This is a genomic window from Acuticoccus kandeliae (genome assembly GCF_003073115.1).
Genome location: NZ_QBBV01000001.1, coordinates 2,310,582 through 2,325,292 on the forward strand (window position 1 = coordinate 2,310,582; position 14,711 = coordinate 2,325,292).

The following is a 14,711-nucleotide window of genomic DNA, read 5'->3' on the forward strand; positions in this document are numbered from 1 at the left end:
GGACAGATCTAGCCGCCTGGCATCGGAGCTGGGAGTAACAAGGCTGTCGGGAAACCGGGGACGGGGGGCGTCATCCATCGTCGCGCCCGCGCGCGGCCGATCGCCTGGATCTTGCCGTCGGCCTCCAGCGCGAGGAGGGCACGCTGCACTGTGCGCTGGCTGGCGCCGAGCGCGAGGGCGAGCGCCGAGCTCGACCAGGCCTGACCGTCGGCGAGGAGGGCGAGGATGTCGGCGTGCGCGTCCTCCACCGGCGGGGTGAGGACGATCACGCCGGCCCCCTCGCGCGGCTCCAGTCGAAAGCCGCGATCGGTGGCGGTGATGGCCGCGAACGGGCCGATCTCCTTGCGCAGCCGCCCGATCTCGACGCGCAGCCGCGCGCGGTGGGACTCGTCCGCATGGCGGGCGCGGAAGGCGTTGAAGAGGAGGGCGGCGCGCGGCGCGTCGCCAGGAAAGGCGAGGGCGAGGGTACGCGCGAGGGCGAAGAGGACGGGCCGCCGCTCCAGCGCCACGAACGCGCCCGCATGGCGCACCCCGTGGCGGCACGCGTCGACGATGAGCGCCGACGAGGCGAAGACGGCCTCCACCTCGTCGAGGAGGAGGAGGCGGCTCCCGCCCGCTTCGACGAGCCGGGCGGCGGGCGCGTCGAGGGCGAGGGCGACCGCCTCCACCTCCGCCGCGAGCGCCGCGATGCCGGCCGCGCGGGACGAGGCCTCGGCGCGGGCGAGGGCGGCGCGGGCCGCGCCCGCATCGACGCGGCGCATCGCGATGCCCGCCGCGACGAGCTCGATCCCGACGGCGAGCGCCGGGGAGAAGAGCGAGGCGTCGAGACCGGCGAGCTTCGCCTCCGCCTCGTCGAGCCGGCCGATGAGGAGGAGGCGGCGGCCGGCGAGATAGCGGGCGAAGGCGGCATTGATCCGGTCGCCACGGCGCGAAAGGGTCGCCTCCGCGCCGTCGAGCGCCTTCACCGGCCAAGCGAGATCGCGCGAGACGAGGGCGATCTCGGCCTCGGCCACCACGCAACGGGCGCGCGCGACGGCCTCTCGCGGGCCGAAGGCGCGCGCGGCTCCAGCGAGGAGCGTCTTCGCCTTCTCGAAGTCACCGAGCTGGGCCATCGCGATGCCGCGCAGCGCAAGCGCGGGCGCATCCTCGCGCAGCGCGATCCAGTTCAGCGCGCCGAGCGTGTCACCGACGGCGAGGGCGCGCGCGGCGGCGTTGATCAGCGAGTCCATTCAAATCGCGCCAGACTTGTCACTCACGCCCCTCGCTCATCCTCGCCAAGTCTCTCCCGCAGCCGAGTGCCGCCCGCCCATTTCGAAGACTGGCGGCACGGCGGACAACGTCAATGGGAGAAGACTGATGGAAAATCATGCGATCGGCACGCGCGAAGAGTGGCTCGCGGCGCGCATGGACCTGCTCGAGGCCGAAAAAGAACTGACGCGGCAGAGCGATGCACTCGCCAAGCGCCGCCAGGGCCTTCCCTGGGTGCGCGTCGACAAGGCCTATGCGTTCGAGACCGACGCCGGGGCGGCCTCGCTGAAGGACCTCTTCCGCGGCCGGTCCCAGCTCCTCGTCTATCACTTCATGTTCGGGCCGGACTATCGGGCGGGTTGCCCGTCCTGCTCGGCGATCGCGGACGGGTTCGACGGCATCGTCGTTCACCTTGAGAACCACGACGTCGCGCTGACCACAGTCTCGCGCGCGCCGCTCCCGAAGCTGCAGGACTATAAGCGCCGCATGGGCTGGAGCTTCCCCTGGGCCTCCTCCTTCGGCAGCGACTTCAACCACGACTACGCGGTCTCCTTCACCGAGAGCGAGCAGAGCGAGGGGGGCATCGAGTACAATTATCGCCGCGAGCCGGCGATGGCGGCGCGGCCGGCGAACGAGCCCGCCATCCCCTCGCGCGCCGGGGCGGACGGGCCGACGACGGGGGCCGCCCAGTCGGGCACCGATGTCGCCACCTATGCCCGCGAGCGGCCGGGCCTCAGCGCCTTCGTCCTGCAGGACGGGGTCGTCTACCACACCTACTCGACCTTCTCGCGCGGGGTCGACGATCTGTGGGGCATGTACAAATGGTTCGACCGGGCACCCATGGGTCGCAACGAGACGAGCTTCTGGATCAGGCGCCATGACGAATACGGGGCCTGAGGCGATGGGCCGGCCGTCCGATCTCCCCGCGAGGGGCCTCGCGGCGCAGCCCGCCCCTAAAGTGGCCGCTCTCGCGCGCGGCGCGGCCGATGCGCTGTGCCTCGCCGCGACCCCCGTCTTCGCCTTCTGCGCCGTCCTCGCCCTTCCTGCGGGGGAGCACGGGATGCACGCGATGGCCGATCACGGCGGAGCCGCCGGCGGGTCGATGGCGCTGATGTATCTCCTCATGAGCGCGGCCCATGCCGGGGCCTGGCTCCGCCTCGTCGCGGGGGAGCGTCCCGGCCGCTGAGGCCGGCAGTGCGGCCGCGCGGGCTTCGGTCTGCGCGGCCGTTTCGATGTGAAGAAAGGCGGTTAAGCGATTTTAACCACTCTTCGCAAACGCCCTTTCACGAAGGGTCCGTATGGTTCGCCCCATGCGATACCGTACGATGGTCCTCCTCAGTGCCAGCCTCTTGATGCTCGCCGGGTGCGGAAGCACGCCGCCCGGCGCGATCAACGACATGTGCGCCGTGTTCGACCAGCGCAGCGGCTTCTTCAGCGACTGGTATTCGGAGGCCCGCCGCGCCGAGAAGCGCTACGGCATTCCCGTCCACGTCATGATGGCGACGATCCGGGTGGAATCGGGCTTCGACGGGGACGCGCGCCCGGCGCGCAAGAAATTCCTCGGCATCGTGCCCGGCAAGCGCCCGTCCTCGGCCTATGGCTACAGCCAGGCGCTGAACGGGACGTGGGACCAGTATCGCCGCGAGACCGGGCGCGGCATGGCGCGGCGCACCGATTTCGGCGACTCGATCGATTTCGTCGGCTGGTATTATTCGAAGACGGTGCAGAAATATGGCGTCCCACCGGACGACGCCTTCACCCTCTATCTCAGCTACCGCTACGGCTGGACGGGGTTCAGCCGGGGCAATTGGCGCAGCGATTCCGGCGCGATGAAGTCCGCCGCCCGCACCGCCAATTTCGCCGACACCTACGCCTTCCAGCTCGCCAAGTGCCGCTGAAGCCGGCTCGCGCCGGCGCCAGGAAGCGGTCTCTCACCCCATCATCAGGCTTGGCAGGGTGAGGGAGAGGGCCGGGATCATCACGAGCAGCGCGACGCGGACGAAGTCGGCGACGAGGAAGGGGAGCACCCCCACCGCGACCGTCTCGAATTTGAGGTCCGGCGCCGCGCTCGAGATGACGTAGAGGTTCATCCCGAGCGGGGGCGTGATCAGCCCGATCTCCACCACCGAGACGACGAGGATGCCGAACCAGATCGGGTCGTAGCCGAGCTCCAGGATGATCGGGAACACGATCGGGAGCGTGATCAGCATCATCGACAGGCTGTCGAGGAAGCAGCCGAGCACGACATAGACGAGGAGGATCATCACCACGACGCCGAGCGGCGGCAGGCCGAGGGCGTTGATCCAGTCGACGATCACGCGCGGCAGCGTGGAGGTCTCGATGAAGAATTGCAGCACCGACGTGCCGATGAGGATCATGAAGAGCATGCCGGTGGTGACGGCGGTCTCCACGAGCGCGGAGCGCGTCACCTCCCAGTTCAACGTGCCGCGCATCGCGGCGAGCACGATCGCGCCGAACGCGCCGACGCCGGCCGCCTCCGTGGGCGAGAAGATGCCCACATAGATGCCGCCCATCACCACCAGGAAGAGGAACAGGATCGGCGCCATCTGGCGCAGCGCCGCGAGGCGGTGGTGCGCGACTGGGTTCGGCGTGCGCGGGGCCCAGTGCGGCTTCAGCCGCGCCATCACCGCGACCGTGACCATGTAGAGGACGGCCGCGAGGATGCCGGGGATCAGCCCGGCGAGGAACATGCGCCCGATCGACTGCTCGGTCAGGATCGCGAAGATCACCATGATGATCGATGGCGGGATCAGGATGCCGAGCGTGCCGCCTGCGGCGAGCGCGCCGGAGGTGAGGCGGCGGTCGTAGCCGATGTCCGTCATCTCGGGGACGGCGACGCGGGCCATCGTGGCGGCGGTCGCAAGGCTCGACCCGCAGACCGAGCCGAAGAGGGCGCAGGCCCCGATCGTCGCCGAGGCGAGGCCGCCGCGCCAATGGCCGATGAGGCCGTGGAGCGCCTGGTAGAGCGAGGCGGAAAGGCCGGCGCGCGAGGCGAAGGCCCCCATCATCACGAAGAGGGGGATGACGGAGAGCGCGTAGCTCGACGAGGTGACGAAGGGCTGCGAGCCGAGCACGAAACCGAGGCTGAACCAGCCATTCAGATAGATGCCGCCGGCGATGCCGACGACGCCCATGGCGATCGCGACGGGCACGCGGATCGCGATGAGCGCGAGGAGCGCGACGAGGCCGAGAACGCCGACGAGTGGGGGCGACATCGCATCAGCCTCGCACGAGATCGCGCAGGAGCCGCGCGGCGAGCCAGAGATTGACCAGCGTCGCGATGGCGAGCCCCGCGACGAGCGGGATCCAGTACCAGACCATCGGGATGCCGATCGACTGGCTGCGGTCGCCATAGCCGTATTCGGTCAGCATCTGCTGGAAACCGAACCAGCTCGCGCCGGCGAGGAAGACGAGGCCGAGGATGGCGGCGAAGAACCGGCAGCCGGTTTCCACGCGACGCGGCAGGCGGCTCGTGAAGACGTCGATCGAGACCTGCTGGTCGGTGGCGAATCCGTAGGGGATGGCGAGCATCGCCCCGATCATCGTGCACAGGGTCACGATGTCGGTGAGGCCGTGGACGGTCAGCATGCTGACCGAGCGCAGCGCGATGTCGACCACGGTGAGCGCGACGGCGACGAGGAAGGCCAACGTCCCCGCGAGCGCCAGAATGAGCGTTGTCCGCGTCAAAGGAGAGCTCCGTCAGATTGAGGCGGGCGGCGAGGACCCTCGCCGCCCGAGCGGGTGAGCGCGCGGCGCTTCCCTTACTGACAGGCCGTGACGGCCTCGCCCATCTTGGCGTAGAGGGCCTTCGCCTCGTCCGCCGGCAGGTCGGAATCGTTGGCGAGGTAGTTGTCGATCAGCGGCTGGAGCCGTTCGCGCCAGGCTTCGCGGTCCTCGCCCGACATCGGGATGACCTCGTTGCCGGCCGCCTTCGCCGCGTCGATCGCCTCTTGGTCGGTTTCCTTCCACCAGCGGCCCCAGTTGGCGAACGTCTCCGCGCTCACCTCGTCGATGACCTTCTGGATGTCCTCGGGCAGGCTGTCATACTTGCGCTGGTTGAAGACGACATACATGCCGACCGGGTTGATCGCCGCGTCGAGGTGGTACTTCAGCACTTCGTAGAGCTTGAAGGCGCCGACCGGGCCCCAGGGCATGATGTTGCCGTCGATCACGCCGCGCTCGACGCTCTCGTAGATCTCCGTGGGGGGCATGCCGACCGGGGTGGCGCCGATCAGCTCCAGCATCGCGGTGATCGCCGGAGTCGGGGTGCGCACGCGCATGCCCTTCAGGTCGTCGAGCGTCTTGATCTGCTTGTTGGTGTGCGCGCCGCTCGGCTCGGTGACCGTGAGGGAAAGGATGTGCGTGCCGTCGAAATCGGGCTGAATGTCGTCCTTCACCTTCATCAGCGCGCAGGTCCCGACTTCGGAATCGGGCACGGTGAAGGGCAATTCGATCAGCACCATGCGCGGATGGCGTCCGCGCGGGATGGCGGGGATGCCGACCGAGACGTCGACCACGCCGGCGCGCGCCTGGTCGAACTGCTTGGTGGCGTTGCCGAGCGAGGAGCCGGCGGGGAAGAAGGTGAAGTTCACCCGCCCATCCGTCCGCTTCGAGATCTCCTCGGCCCAGGGCTCCAGCGCCAGCGTCTGGATGTAGTGGGTCGACGGGAACATCGTCGACACCTTGAGCTCATATTCGGCCGCGTGTGCGCCGCTCGCCAGAACGGCGCCGGCGGCAAGGCCGAGAAGTCCAGTCAGCTTCTTCATTCTTGTTTCCTCCCGTCAGTCGTTTTTCGTTTTTGTCGCCGCGCCGGTCAGGTCGCTTCCTTGTAGTCGACGAGCTTGGACTTGTACTCGCTGCGCGGAAGCGTGCCGGGACCGACGAGGCTGATCTCGGTGGTGACCACCAGCTTGTCCCGAAGTCGCTGGCGGATCGAGTCGGCAAGTTGATCGCCGACGGCCCCCGCTTCGCTGAGTTCGACGAGAACCTTCAGCGGAGGCGATTGCTTCACCCCTTTGGTGCCGGGACGCACCGAGATGACGCCGGTGACGGCGGGGGCGAACTCGTTGACCACCTCGCGGATGGCGGAGGGGAAGACGTTGACGCCGCGCACGATCAGCATGTCGTCCGTGCGCCCGATGCAGCGCACGCGCGGCGAGGTGCGCCCGCACGAGCACGTGCTGGTGCCGACCATGACATGATCACGCGAGCGGAAGCGCAGGAGCGGGGCCGCGCGGTGGGCAAGGTGGGTGTAGACGAGCTCGCCCGTCGCGCCGTCCGTCATGGGGACGGGCGCACCGGTCTCCGGGTCGATCAGCTCGGCGTGGACGAAACCGCGGGCGCAGAAATGCATCCCGTCCTGCTCCTCGCACTCGCCCCAGAGGGAGGCGCCGATATCGCCGATGCCCATCGCCTCGGTGACCTTCGCGCCCCAGACTTCCTGGAGCTTGGCGCGCATCGCGGGCTCGCCCCCGCCGGGCTCGCCGGCGACGAGGATGCGCTTCACAGAGCTTGCCGGCAGGTCCATGCCCCGGCTCGCGCCCCACTCGGAGAGGTGGAGCGCGTAGGAGGGCGTGCAGGCGAGGGTCTGCGGTTTCAGGAGCGCGACCGCCGCCATCAGGCGCTCGGTGTTCCCGGTGCCGACCGGGATGTGGCAGAGGCCGAGCCGGTTGAACGCGTCGAGCGCGGCGCCCGCCACGAACGGGCCGGCATTGTAGGTGGTGATGATCCGCTCGCCCGCGACGACGCCCGAGGCGGCGTAGCTGCGCGAGGAGGTGCGGACCCAGTTGTCGAGGTCGCCGGTCGTCAGCGGAATGTAGCTCGGCGTGCCGGTGGTGCCGCTCGTCGAGTAGATGCGGGCGAGGCCGTCCATCGGCGCGGCGAGGTGGGTGCCGATCGGGTCGGCTTCGCTGCGGCTTGCGCGCAGCTCGTCCTTCTCGGTCAGCGGGAGGTTCGCGATATCGTCGATCCCGCCGACCGACGCCGCGTCCGAAAAGCCCGCCTCGGCGAGCTTCTTGCGATAGAAGCGCGAGTTCTCGAAGAGGTAGGCGATCTGCTTGCGGTAGAGGGCGTCGTCGGCCTTGCGCTGTTCGTCCCAGGGAAGGGTCTCGATCTCGGGCTCGTACATGTTCGCCATGGCGCTCAGCCTTCCGCGGGCTCGTAGGCGATCGCCGCCTCGGCGTGCGAGGCCATCAGGAAGCCGATCGGGTTCGCCTGCTCTTCGCTGAGATGGGCGAGGAGGCCGGCGGTGCGCGCCAGGATCGGGATCGCCTTCAGGAGCGCGGCTGGGAAGTCGAGGTCGAGAAGGACGGCCGCGATCGGCATCGAGACGTTCATCGGGAGCGGCTTGCCCCATGCCTCGGACGCGGCCGATTCGAACGCGATCGAGAGCTCCACATAGGGGCCGGCGACGCCGCGCTCGCGCGCAAGTTCCAGGATGCGCTGGGCGCGCGGGTCGACCGGGCGATGGAGCGGGTGGCCGAAGCCGGGCAGCTTGCCGCCGGAGGCCCTCGTCTCGCGTGCCATGTCGAGGGCGACGTCGGCCGCCGCCTCGCCCGCATCGACGCGCGCCTTCGCGCCTTGGAGGAGCTTGCCGCACAGTTCCGCCGTGCCGAGCACGACGGTGCCGCAGCCCAGAATGCCCGCCGCGACGGCCGCCTGAATGGATTGCGGGTCCGCGTCATAGGTCATGCGCGAGGCGATCGCCGTCGGCGTGAGGCCGTGCTCCGCGATCGCGACGAGGAGGAGATCCAGGAAATCGCGCTGGTCGTCGGTCGGCTCGTTGCCGGTGACGAGCAGGAAGAAGAACTCGGTGAACGTCAGCCGGCCCATCAGGTCGCTGCACAGGTCCCGATCGCGGATCGTGAGACTCGTGGGGTCCGCCGTGCAGATGCTGGTCGTGGCTTTTCCGTGCTTGCCGATGAGCACCGAAACCTCCCTGGTGCGGGCGCGCCAAGGCTCTCCGACCCGTGCGCCCTTGTTTCCTCATGCCGGTCACTTCGCGGTGTCCGGCTTGTTATGATGGGCAGTCTTGTAGGACAATATTGTCAGCGTCAAGCTTGTCACGAACAGGATCTGTCGATTATGTCGACACCGTCGCGGACCGGATCGGGGTGAGAGATGTCGATGGAGGAAGACGTCGCTGAGGGAATGGCCGGTGGTCGCGGCGGGACGGTCGACCGCCTGGTCGTCGGCTTGCGCGACGGCATCCTCAACAACCGCTACGCACCCGGACAGCGCCTGATCGAGGCCGATCTGACGCGCGATTTCGGCGTGAGCCGCGGCCCCTTGCGCGAGGCTTTCCGCCGCCTTTCGGCCGAGGGGCTGCTGGAGATCGTGCCCAATCGCGGCGCGCTCGTGCGGCGCCTCACCTATGTGGAGACGATCGAGCTCTTCCAGATCCGCACCGCGCTCGAAGCGCTCGCGGTGCGCCTCGCCGCCGCCGCGATCGACACCGACGGCAACGCCGCCCGGTTCGAGGCGGCGATCGAGCGGATCTGGGAGGATGTGCCGCGCACGAACGGCGCCGTCTATCACGAGGAGAACTGGCAGTTTCACCACGCCATTCTCGACGTGTGCGGAAATGCCCAGCTCGCGGCGCTCAGCCGTCAGCTCCAGCTTCCGCTCATCATGCTCCAGCTCAGCGGCGCGATGAATCCCGACATGTACCAGGCTTCGGTGAAGGAGCACCGCGCCATCGCGCGCGCGATCCTCGCCGGCGACCCCGACGCGGCGGAGGCGCGGATGCGCGGCCATCTCGGCCGGGCGCTTGAAATTGCCGCGGCGATGCCGGAGTCGATCTTCCGGCGCTAGATTGGCCGATGCCGGCGGCCGCGTGCCGACCGGGTCGCCGGCCCCATAAAACAAACACGAAGGGACCCCCATGTCCGACCAACACACGCTCCTGCCCACCTCGCTCGTCGGCTCCTATGCCCAGCCCGACTGGCTGATCGACCGCGAAAAGCTCGGCAAGCGCTTCCCGCCGCGCGTGCGCGCGAAGGAGCTCTGGCGGATCGACACGAAGTGGCTCGACGAGGCGCAGAACGACGCGACCATCGTCGCGATTCGCGACCAGGAGCGCGCCGGGCTCGATATCATCACCGACGGTGAGATCCGCCGCGAGAGCTACTCGAACCGATTCGCGACCGCGCTCGAGGGCGTCGACATCGACAATCCGGGCACCGCGCTCGACCGCAGCGGCCACCCGAACCCGGTGCCGCGCGTCGTCGGCAAGATCCGCCGCACGCGCCAGGTTGAGGTCGACGACGCGAACTTCCTGCGCGCCAACACCGACCGCCGCACGAAGATCACCGTGCCCGGCCCCTTCACGATGGCGCAGCAGGCGCAGAACGACTTCTATGCGAGCGATCGCGAGATGGCGCTCGACTATGCCGCCGCCATCAACGAGGAGATCCGCGACCTCTTCGCCGCCGGGATCGACATCGTGCAGATCGACGAGCCCTACATGCAGGCCCGGTCCGAGAAGGCCCGCGAATACGGCATCGAGGCGCTGAACCGCGCGCTCGACGGGATCGAGGGCGAGACGGCGGTCCACATCTGCTTCGGGTATGCCGCGATCATCCACGAGCGGCCGGAGGGATACTCGTTCCTGCCGGAGTTCACGGGTTCGCCGGTGAAGCACATCTCGATCGAGACCGCGCAGTCGAAGCTCGACTGCAAGGTGCTTGAGAACCTGCCGGGCAAGGGCATCATCCTCGGTGTCCTCGACCTGTCGGACCCCGAGGTGGAGACGGCCGAGACCGTCGCCGAGCGGATCCGCCGGGCGCTTCCCTATGTGGACGCGGCGCGGATCACCGTCGCACCCGATTGCGGGCTGAAATATCTCCCGCGCGCGACCGCCTTCGGGAAGATGAAGGCGATGGCGGACGGCGCGGCGATCGTGCGCGCCGAGCTCGCACGCTAAAATCCGGCGGCCGGTCCGGGTGCCGGGCCGGCCTTACGCCGCGGTGTCGATCTCCATGTCGAGGAGGACGGCGCCGAGGCACTTGCCGTGTGCGTCGAGGGCGAGCGAGCGCGTGACGCCGCCGCCGAGCGCGCCCTCCAGCACGAAATTCATCGCGTGGAGCTGCGGCAGCAGATAGCGCGTGACCTTGCCCTTCACCTGGGGGCCGAAATAGGCCGCGACGCGCTCCGGCGTCACCTCGCGCAGGAGGATCGGCCAGTCGCCCGCGTCATAGGCGATGACGGAGATGTTGCAGGTGTTGCCCTTGTCGCCGGTGCGCGAGTGGGCGAGCGCGTGGAGCTTCATCTCAATCCTCGAACATCTGGATCCGCGGGATCAGTGCGTCCTCCGGCAGGAGGGCGGAGGCGATCGCGATCACCTCGCGCACCGAGCGCGTGACGCCGCCACCGCCGGCGGGGCCGCACAGATAGAGCCCCTCCACCTCGGCGCCGATCCGCTCGGCGTCGGTGCGGGTCTGGCAGCGGGCGGAGAAGCGCAGGCGCACCTCGCGCGGGGCGCCGCGCGCCCCGTCGGTCCGGGCGACCGAATCGATGCCGATGAGGTCGGACCGCGTCTCGTCGACGGCCGGGCCGAAGCGCTCGATCCGCGTGCGCAGGATGTCGAGCGCCAGCGCGCCGCGATCCGCCGCGCCCGGTCCGGCATAGGTGATCTGCCCCTCGCCGACAAAGCCGTCGAGATAACCGACCGAGACCTTCAGCGTCCCGGTGCGCTTGCGGCCGGACGCGCCGCCGACCTGCACCTCGTCCGTGCCGATCTCGTCGAACGTGACGGCGGAGAAGTCGGCGACGACGTCGGGCTGGAAGTAGGCGGCGGGGTCGTGGATCTCGTAGAGGAGCTGCTCGGTGCAGGTCGCGCGCGACACCCTTCCGCCGGAACCGGGCGTCTTGCTGATCACCGCGCTCCCGTCCTCGGAGACGACGGCGAAGGGGAAGCCGACGAAGGCGAGATTGTCGACGTCCTTGCGGCCGGGGTCGGCGAAATAGCCGCCCGTCACCTGCGCCGAGCATTCGAGGAGATGGCCGACGACGGTGCCGCGTCCGAGCCGCTCCCAGTCGTCCATCGACCAGCCGAAGGTGTGGATGAGCGGGGCGAGGAAGAGGGCGGGGTCCGCCGCGCGGCCGGTGAGGACGATGTCGGCGCCGGCCGAGAGCGCATCCACGATGGAGCCCGCGCCGGTGTAGGCGTTCGCCGAGATGATGCGGTTGCCGAGATCGCGCACGGGCCGCCCCGTCATGTCGAGGACGGCATCGCTCGCGAGCATCGCGTCGAGCACGTCGTCGCCGGTGATGGCGGCGACCTTGAGGTGGGAGAGGCCGAGCTCCTTCGCGATCTCGCGCGTCTGCCGCGCCGCCGCCAGCGGGTTGGCGGCGCCCATGTTGCTGATCACCTTGGTGCCGTGGCGGGCGGCGACCGGCAGGACCGCCCGCATCCGCGCCTCGAGGAGTGGGTCATAGCCGCGCTCGGGGTCGATGCGGCGGGCCTGCTGGGCGAGCGCGATGGTGCGCTCGGCGAGGCACTCGAACACGACGAAGTCGAGCGCGCATTTCTCGATGAGGTCGATGGCGGGCTCGATCCGATCGCCCGAGAAGCCGGCGCCCGCGCCGATGCGCAACGTCTTCATGCGATGATCTCCCGCCGCCGGTTGCCGAGATAGCGCGCCCCCACGAGGAGGGCGAGCGCGGCGATGACGGCCCCCTCGTGTTGCCAGATCGCGAGCGCGATGGCGGCGGTGAAGACCGTCGCGTCGGCGACGCGGATGCCGGTGAGGCGCGCGCCGGAGACGAGGCCGGGGATCGCGACGACGAGGACGAAGCCGGAGACCGCGGCCTCGATCACCGCGAGGAATCCGCCCCGCATGGTCATCCCCGGATAGAGGAGGATCATGAAGGGGACGACGTAGGTGACCGCGCCGAGGCGGACCGCCTCGATCGCGGCGGGGAGCCAGTTGGTCTTCGCGATGCCGGATCCGACGAACACCGCGACGCAGACCGGCGGGGTGATGACGGAGATGGTGGCGAAGTAGAAGACAAAGAGGTGCGCGGCGAGCGGGTCGATCCCGACCCCGATCATCGCCGGGGCGAGGACGGCCGCGACGAGCACATAGGCCGCCGTCGTCGGCAGGCCCATCCCCATGACGAGGCACACGAGCGCGACGATGAGGGCGACGAGCCAGGCTGTGTCGCCCGCGAGCGAGACGATCATGGAGGAGAGGGTGACGCCGATGCCGGTGAGGTTGATCATCGAGACGAGGACCTGCGCCCCGGCGAGGAGGACGCCGATGATGACGAGGCCTTTGCCCGCGTCTTCGAAGCCGGAGACGATGCGGGCGAAGAGGGCGCGGGGCGGGAGGCGTCCGGCCTGCGTCGCGAGATAGGCGATGAGGAGGCCGACGATCCCGTAGAAGGCGGCCGTGGTGATCGAGCGGCCGAGCACGATCCCGGCCCCGAGCCCGCCGAGCGCGGCGACGATCGGCAGCACGTTGCGCAGCGCAAGGATCGTCCCCCAGCGCGGCAGCTCGTCCGCCGGCACCAGCGCGAGGTTGCGGTGCTGCGCCACGAAATGAACCGTCACGAAGACGGAGAGGTAGAAGAGGATCGCCGGCAGCGCCGCCGCGACGATGATGGTCACGTACGAGACGCCGAGGATCTCGGCCATCACGAAGGCCGCCGCGCCCATGATCGGCGGCGCGATCTGCCCGCCGGTGGAGGCGACCGCCTCGACGGCCGCCGCGAAGGAGCGCGGATAGCCGAGGCGGATCATCATCGGGATGGTGAAGTTGCCCGTCGTCGCGACGTTGGCGACGGCCGAGCCCGAGATCATCCCGAAGAGGCCGCTCGCGATTGTGGCGATCTTCGCCGCGCCGCCGACCTGGCGCCCGCCGAGCCGCATCGCGAGGTCCATGAAAGTCTGCCCGCCGCCGGTGTGGAGGAGGAGGGCGCCGAAGAGGACGAAGGTCGCGACGACGGTCGCCGCGACCCCGGTCAGCATCCCCCAGATGCCGAGATCGCCGAGGAAGATCGTCTCGGTGACGAAGGCGGTGTCGAAGCCGCGATGGCCGAGCTGGCCGGGGATCAGGTGGCCGAGGAGCGCGTAGGCGAGGCCGAGCCCGACGACCGCCGGGAAGATGATCCCGACGGTGCGGCGGCCGAACTCCAGGACCGCGATCACGAGGCCCGCGGTCAGCACCTTGTCGAGTGTGGTCGCCCAGGGAAGCGAGGCCATGATGGTCTCGTAATTCCAGACGAGATAGCCGGCCGCCGCCGCCGTCACGGCGACGAGGGCAAGGTCGATCGCGAGACCGACCGGGCGCCAGGGCTTCCCGTGCCCCAGCGGATAGAGGGCCGCGCCGAGCGCGATGACGAGGGCGAGGAACAGCGCGCGCTGCACCATGCCCTCGAACGGCCCCGCCGCCGCCGTGTAGAAGACGAATCCTCCGACGAGGAGGGCGAGAGCCTTCTGGACGCGCTCGATGCTCATCGTCCTACTCGGCGGGAATGAGCGCCGCGGGAACGTCGATGCCGGCTTCCTTGAAGTAGCGCACCGCGCCCGGATGGAGCGGGATCGTGCCATAGGCCATCGTCAATTCGGCAAGGTCGGTGTCCTTGATGGAGGAGAGCGCGTTCGCCTGGGCGTCCTTGTTCTCCATCACCGTCTTGACGATCTTGTAGGCGACCTCCTCGGGCATCGCGGACGTCGCGCCGACGCCGACGCCGAAGCTCCAGGTGGTGTAGGCGGGCAGGCTCCCCGCCGCGCCCGCCGGCACGTCGACGATCGACACGTCCGGCATCTCGGCGCGCAGCTTCTCCACCTGCTCGGGCGAGAGGCCGAGGATCGCGATGTCGGTGAAGGTCGCGACGTCCATGGTCGAGGCGTCGACCTTGTTGCCGCTACCGGACTTCACATAGCCCGCGACGCGGTTGTCCTTGATGGCGTCGGCGATGTCGGTGGTGGAGCCGCGCACATAGTCGGCCGAGAGGCCGAGCGTGTCGAAGACGGCTTCGGTCGTCGCCTCGGTCGCGGAGCCCCGGATGCCGGGATTGAAGCGCACGCCCTTGAGGCCGTCGAGCGAGGTGACGCCCGAATCGGTGCGCACGACGACATTCTGCGGCGCGCCGGTATAGACCCAGAGGAGGAGGAGGTCCTGCGGGCGGCCGTCGAACTCGTCGGTCCCGGCGACGGCGTGCTGGGCGACGTTGGTGGTGATGATGCCGAGATCCATCTGGCCGCGCTCCATGCGGCGGATGTTGTCGAGCGCGGCGCCGGTCTCGACGACGTTGGCGCGCAGCCCCTCGGCCTTCTCGTTGAGAAGCTGCCCGACGGCGACGATGTAGCCATAGTGGCTCGACGAGGCGGACGTGGAGCCGAAGAGGAGATCGGTCTCCTGCGCGCCGGCCGACCCTGCCGCGAGGCAGGTGATCGCAAGCGCGGTGGCTAGTCTCTTCATGATGTGATCCTCCCG

15 protein-coding genes are annotated in these 14,711 nt (G+C 69.3%); 5 read left to right on the forward strand and 10 right to left on the reverse strand.

The features are described from left to right. Positions 1-8 precede the first annotated feature (8 nt). Positions 9-1,229, reverse strand: a complete 1,221-nt coding sequence (locus DBV35_RS10530; RefSeq protein ID WP_108660091.1) for a helix-turn-helix domain-containing protein — start codon at positions 1,227-1,229, stop codon at positions 9-11. A gap of 127 nt (positions 1,230-1,356) precedes the next feature. Between DBV35_RS10530 and DBV35_RS10535 the strand changes: the two genes are divergently transcribed. From DBV35_RS10535 to DBV35_RS10545, 3 genes are all read left to right on the forward strand, one after another. Next, positions 1,357-2,145, forward strand: a complete 789-nt coding sequence (locus tag DBV35_RS10535) for a DUF899 domain-containing protein (RefSeq protein WP_108660092.1) — start codon at positions 1,357-1,359, stop codon at positions 2,143-2,145. Continuing rightward, on the forward strand, positions 2,126-2,434 hold the full coding sequence (locus DBV35_RS10540; protein WP_205648552.1) for a hypothetical protein: 309 nt from the start codon (positions 2,126-2,128) through the stop codon (positions 2,432-2,434). The genes DBV35_RS10535 and DBV35_RS10540 overlap by 20 nt, the downstream gene beginning before the upstream one ends. Positions 2,435-2,573: 139 nt before the next feature. Next, positions 2,574-3,146, forward strand: a complete 573-nt coding sequence (locus DBV35_RS10545; RefSeq protein WP_205648553.1) for a transglycosylase SLT domain-containing protein — start codon at positions 2,574-2,576, stop codon at positions 3,144-3,146. 33 nt (positions 3,147-3,179) lie between these two features. Here DBV35_RS10545 and DBV35_RS10550 read toward each other — a convergent pair whose 3' ends face one another. The 5 genes from DBV35_RS10550 to DBV35_RS10570 form a co-directional block, all read right to left on the reverse strand. Further along, positions 3,180-4,484 (reverse strand): TRAP transporter large permease, encoded by a 1,305-nt coding sequence (locus DBV35_RS10550; protein WP_108660094.1) that lies wholly within the window; start codon positions 4,482-4,484, stop codon positions 3,180-3,182. A 4-nt stretch (positions 4,485-4,488) separates the two neighbouring features. Then, positions 4,489-4,956: a TRAP transporter small permease gene (locus DBV35_RS10555; RefSeq protein WP_108660095.1), complete on the reverse strand. Its 468-nt coding sequence runs from the start codon at positions 4,954-4,956 to the stop codon at positions 4,489-4,491. Between the two features lie 74 nt (positions 4,957-5,030). Beyond that, a complete protein-coding gene (locus DBV35_RS10560; RefSeq protein WP_108660096.1) occupies positions 5,031-6,035 on the reverse strand; it encodes a TRAP transporter substrate-binding protein in 1,005 nt (334 codons plus the stop codon). A 47-nt stretch (positions 6,036-6,082) separates the two neighbouring features. Continuing rightward, positions 6,083-7,405: a phenylacetate--CoA ligase family protein gene (locus tag DBV35_RS10565; protein ID WP_205648554.1), complete on the reverse strand. Its 1,323-nt coding sequence runs from the start codon at positions 7,403-7,405 to the stop codon at positions 6,083-6,085. A gap of 5 nt (positions 7,406-7,410) precedes the next feature. Then, the gene (locus DBV35_RS10570; protein ID WP_108660097.1) at positions 7,411-8,196 is read right to left on the reverse strand and encodes a citryl-CoA lyase; all 786 of its coding nucleotides are present in this window, start codon (positions 8,194-8,196) and stop codon (positions 7,411-7,413) included. A gap of 198 nt (positions 8,197-8,394) precedes the next feature. Between DBV35_RS10570 and DBV35_RS10575 the strand changes: the two genes are divergently transcribed. Then, on the forward strand, positions 8,395-9,081 hold the full coding sequence (locus DBV35_RS10575; protein WP_205648555.1) for a GntR family transcriptional regulator: 687 nt from the start codon (positions 8,395-8,397) through the stop codon (positions 9,079-9,081). Between the two features lie 70 nt (positions 9,082-9,151). Then, positions 9,152-10,192 (forward strand): 5-methyltetrahydropteroyltriglutamate--homocysteine methyltransferase, encoded by a 1,041-nt coding sequence (locus DBV35_RS10580; protein WP_108660099.1) that lies wholly within the window; start codon positions 9,152-9,154, stop codon positions 10,190-10,192. A 33-nt stretch (positions 10,193-10,225) separates the two neighbouring features. Here the strand turns inward: DBV35_RS10580 and DBV35_RS10585 are convergent, their stop codons facing one another. Genes DBV35_RS10585 through DBV35_RS10600 form a run of 4 tightly spaced genes read right to left on the reverse strand, consistent with a single transcriptional unit; the run spans position 10,226 to position 14,696 of the window. Beyond that, the gene (locus tag DBV35_RS10585) at positions 10,226-10,537 is read right to left on the reverse strand and encodes an AtuA-related protein (protein ID WP_108660100.1); all 312 of its coding nucleotides are present in this window, start codon (positions 10,535-10,537) and stop codon (positions 10,226-10,228) included. Position 10,538: 1 nt separating this feature from the next. Next, positions 10,539-11,873 (reverse strand): acyclic terpene utilization AtuA family protein, encoded by a 1,335-nt coding sequence (locus tag DBV35_RS10590; RefSeq protein WP_108660101.1) that lies wholly within the window; start codon positions 11,871-11,873, stop codon positions 10,539-10,541. Then, the gene (locus tag DBV35_RS10595) at positions 11,870-13,729 is read right to left on the reverse strand and encodes a TRAP transporter permease (RefSeq protein WP_108660102.1); all 1,860 of its coding nucleotides are present in this window, start codon (positions 13,727-13,729) and stop codon (positions 11,870-11,872) included. The genes DBV35_RS10590 and DBV35_RS10595 overlap by 4 nt, the downstream gene beginning before the upstream one ends. Before the next feature lie 4 nt (positions 13,730-13,733). Next, a complete protein-coding gene (locus tag DBV35_RS10600) occupies positions 13,734-14,696 on the reverse strand; it encodes a TAXI family TRAP transporter solute-binding subunit (protein WP_108660103.1) in 963 nt (320 codons plus the stop codon). Between the last annotated feature and the right edge of the window lie 15 nt (positions 14,697-14,711).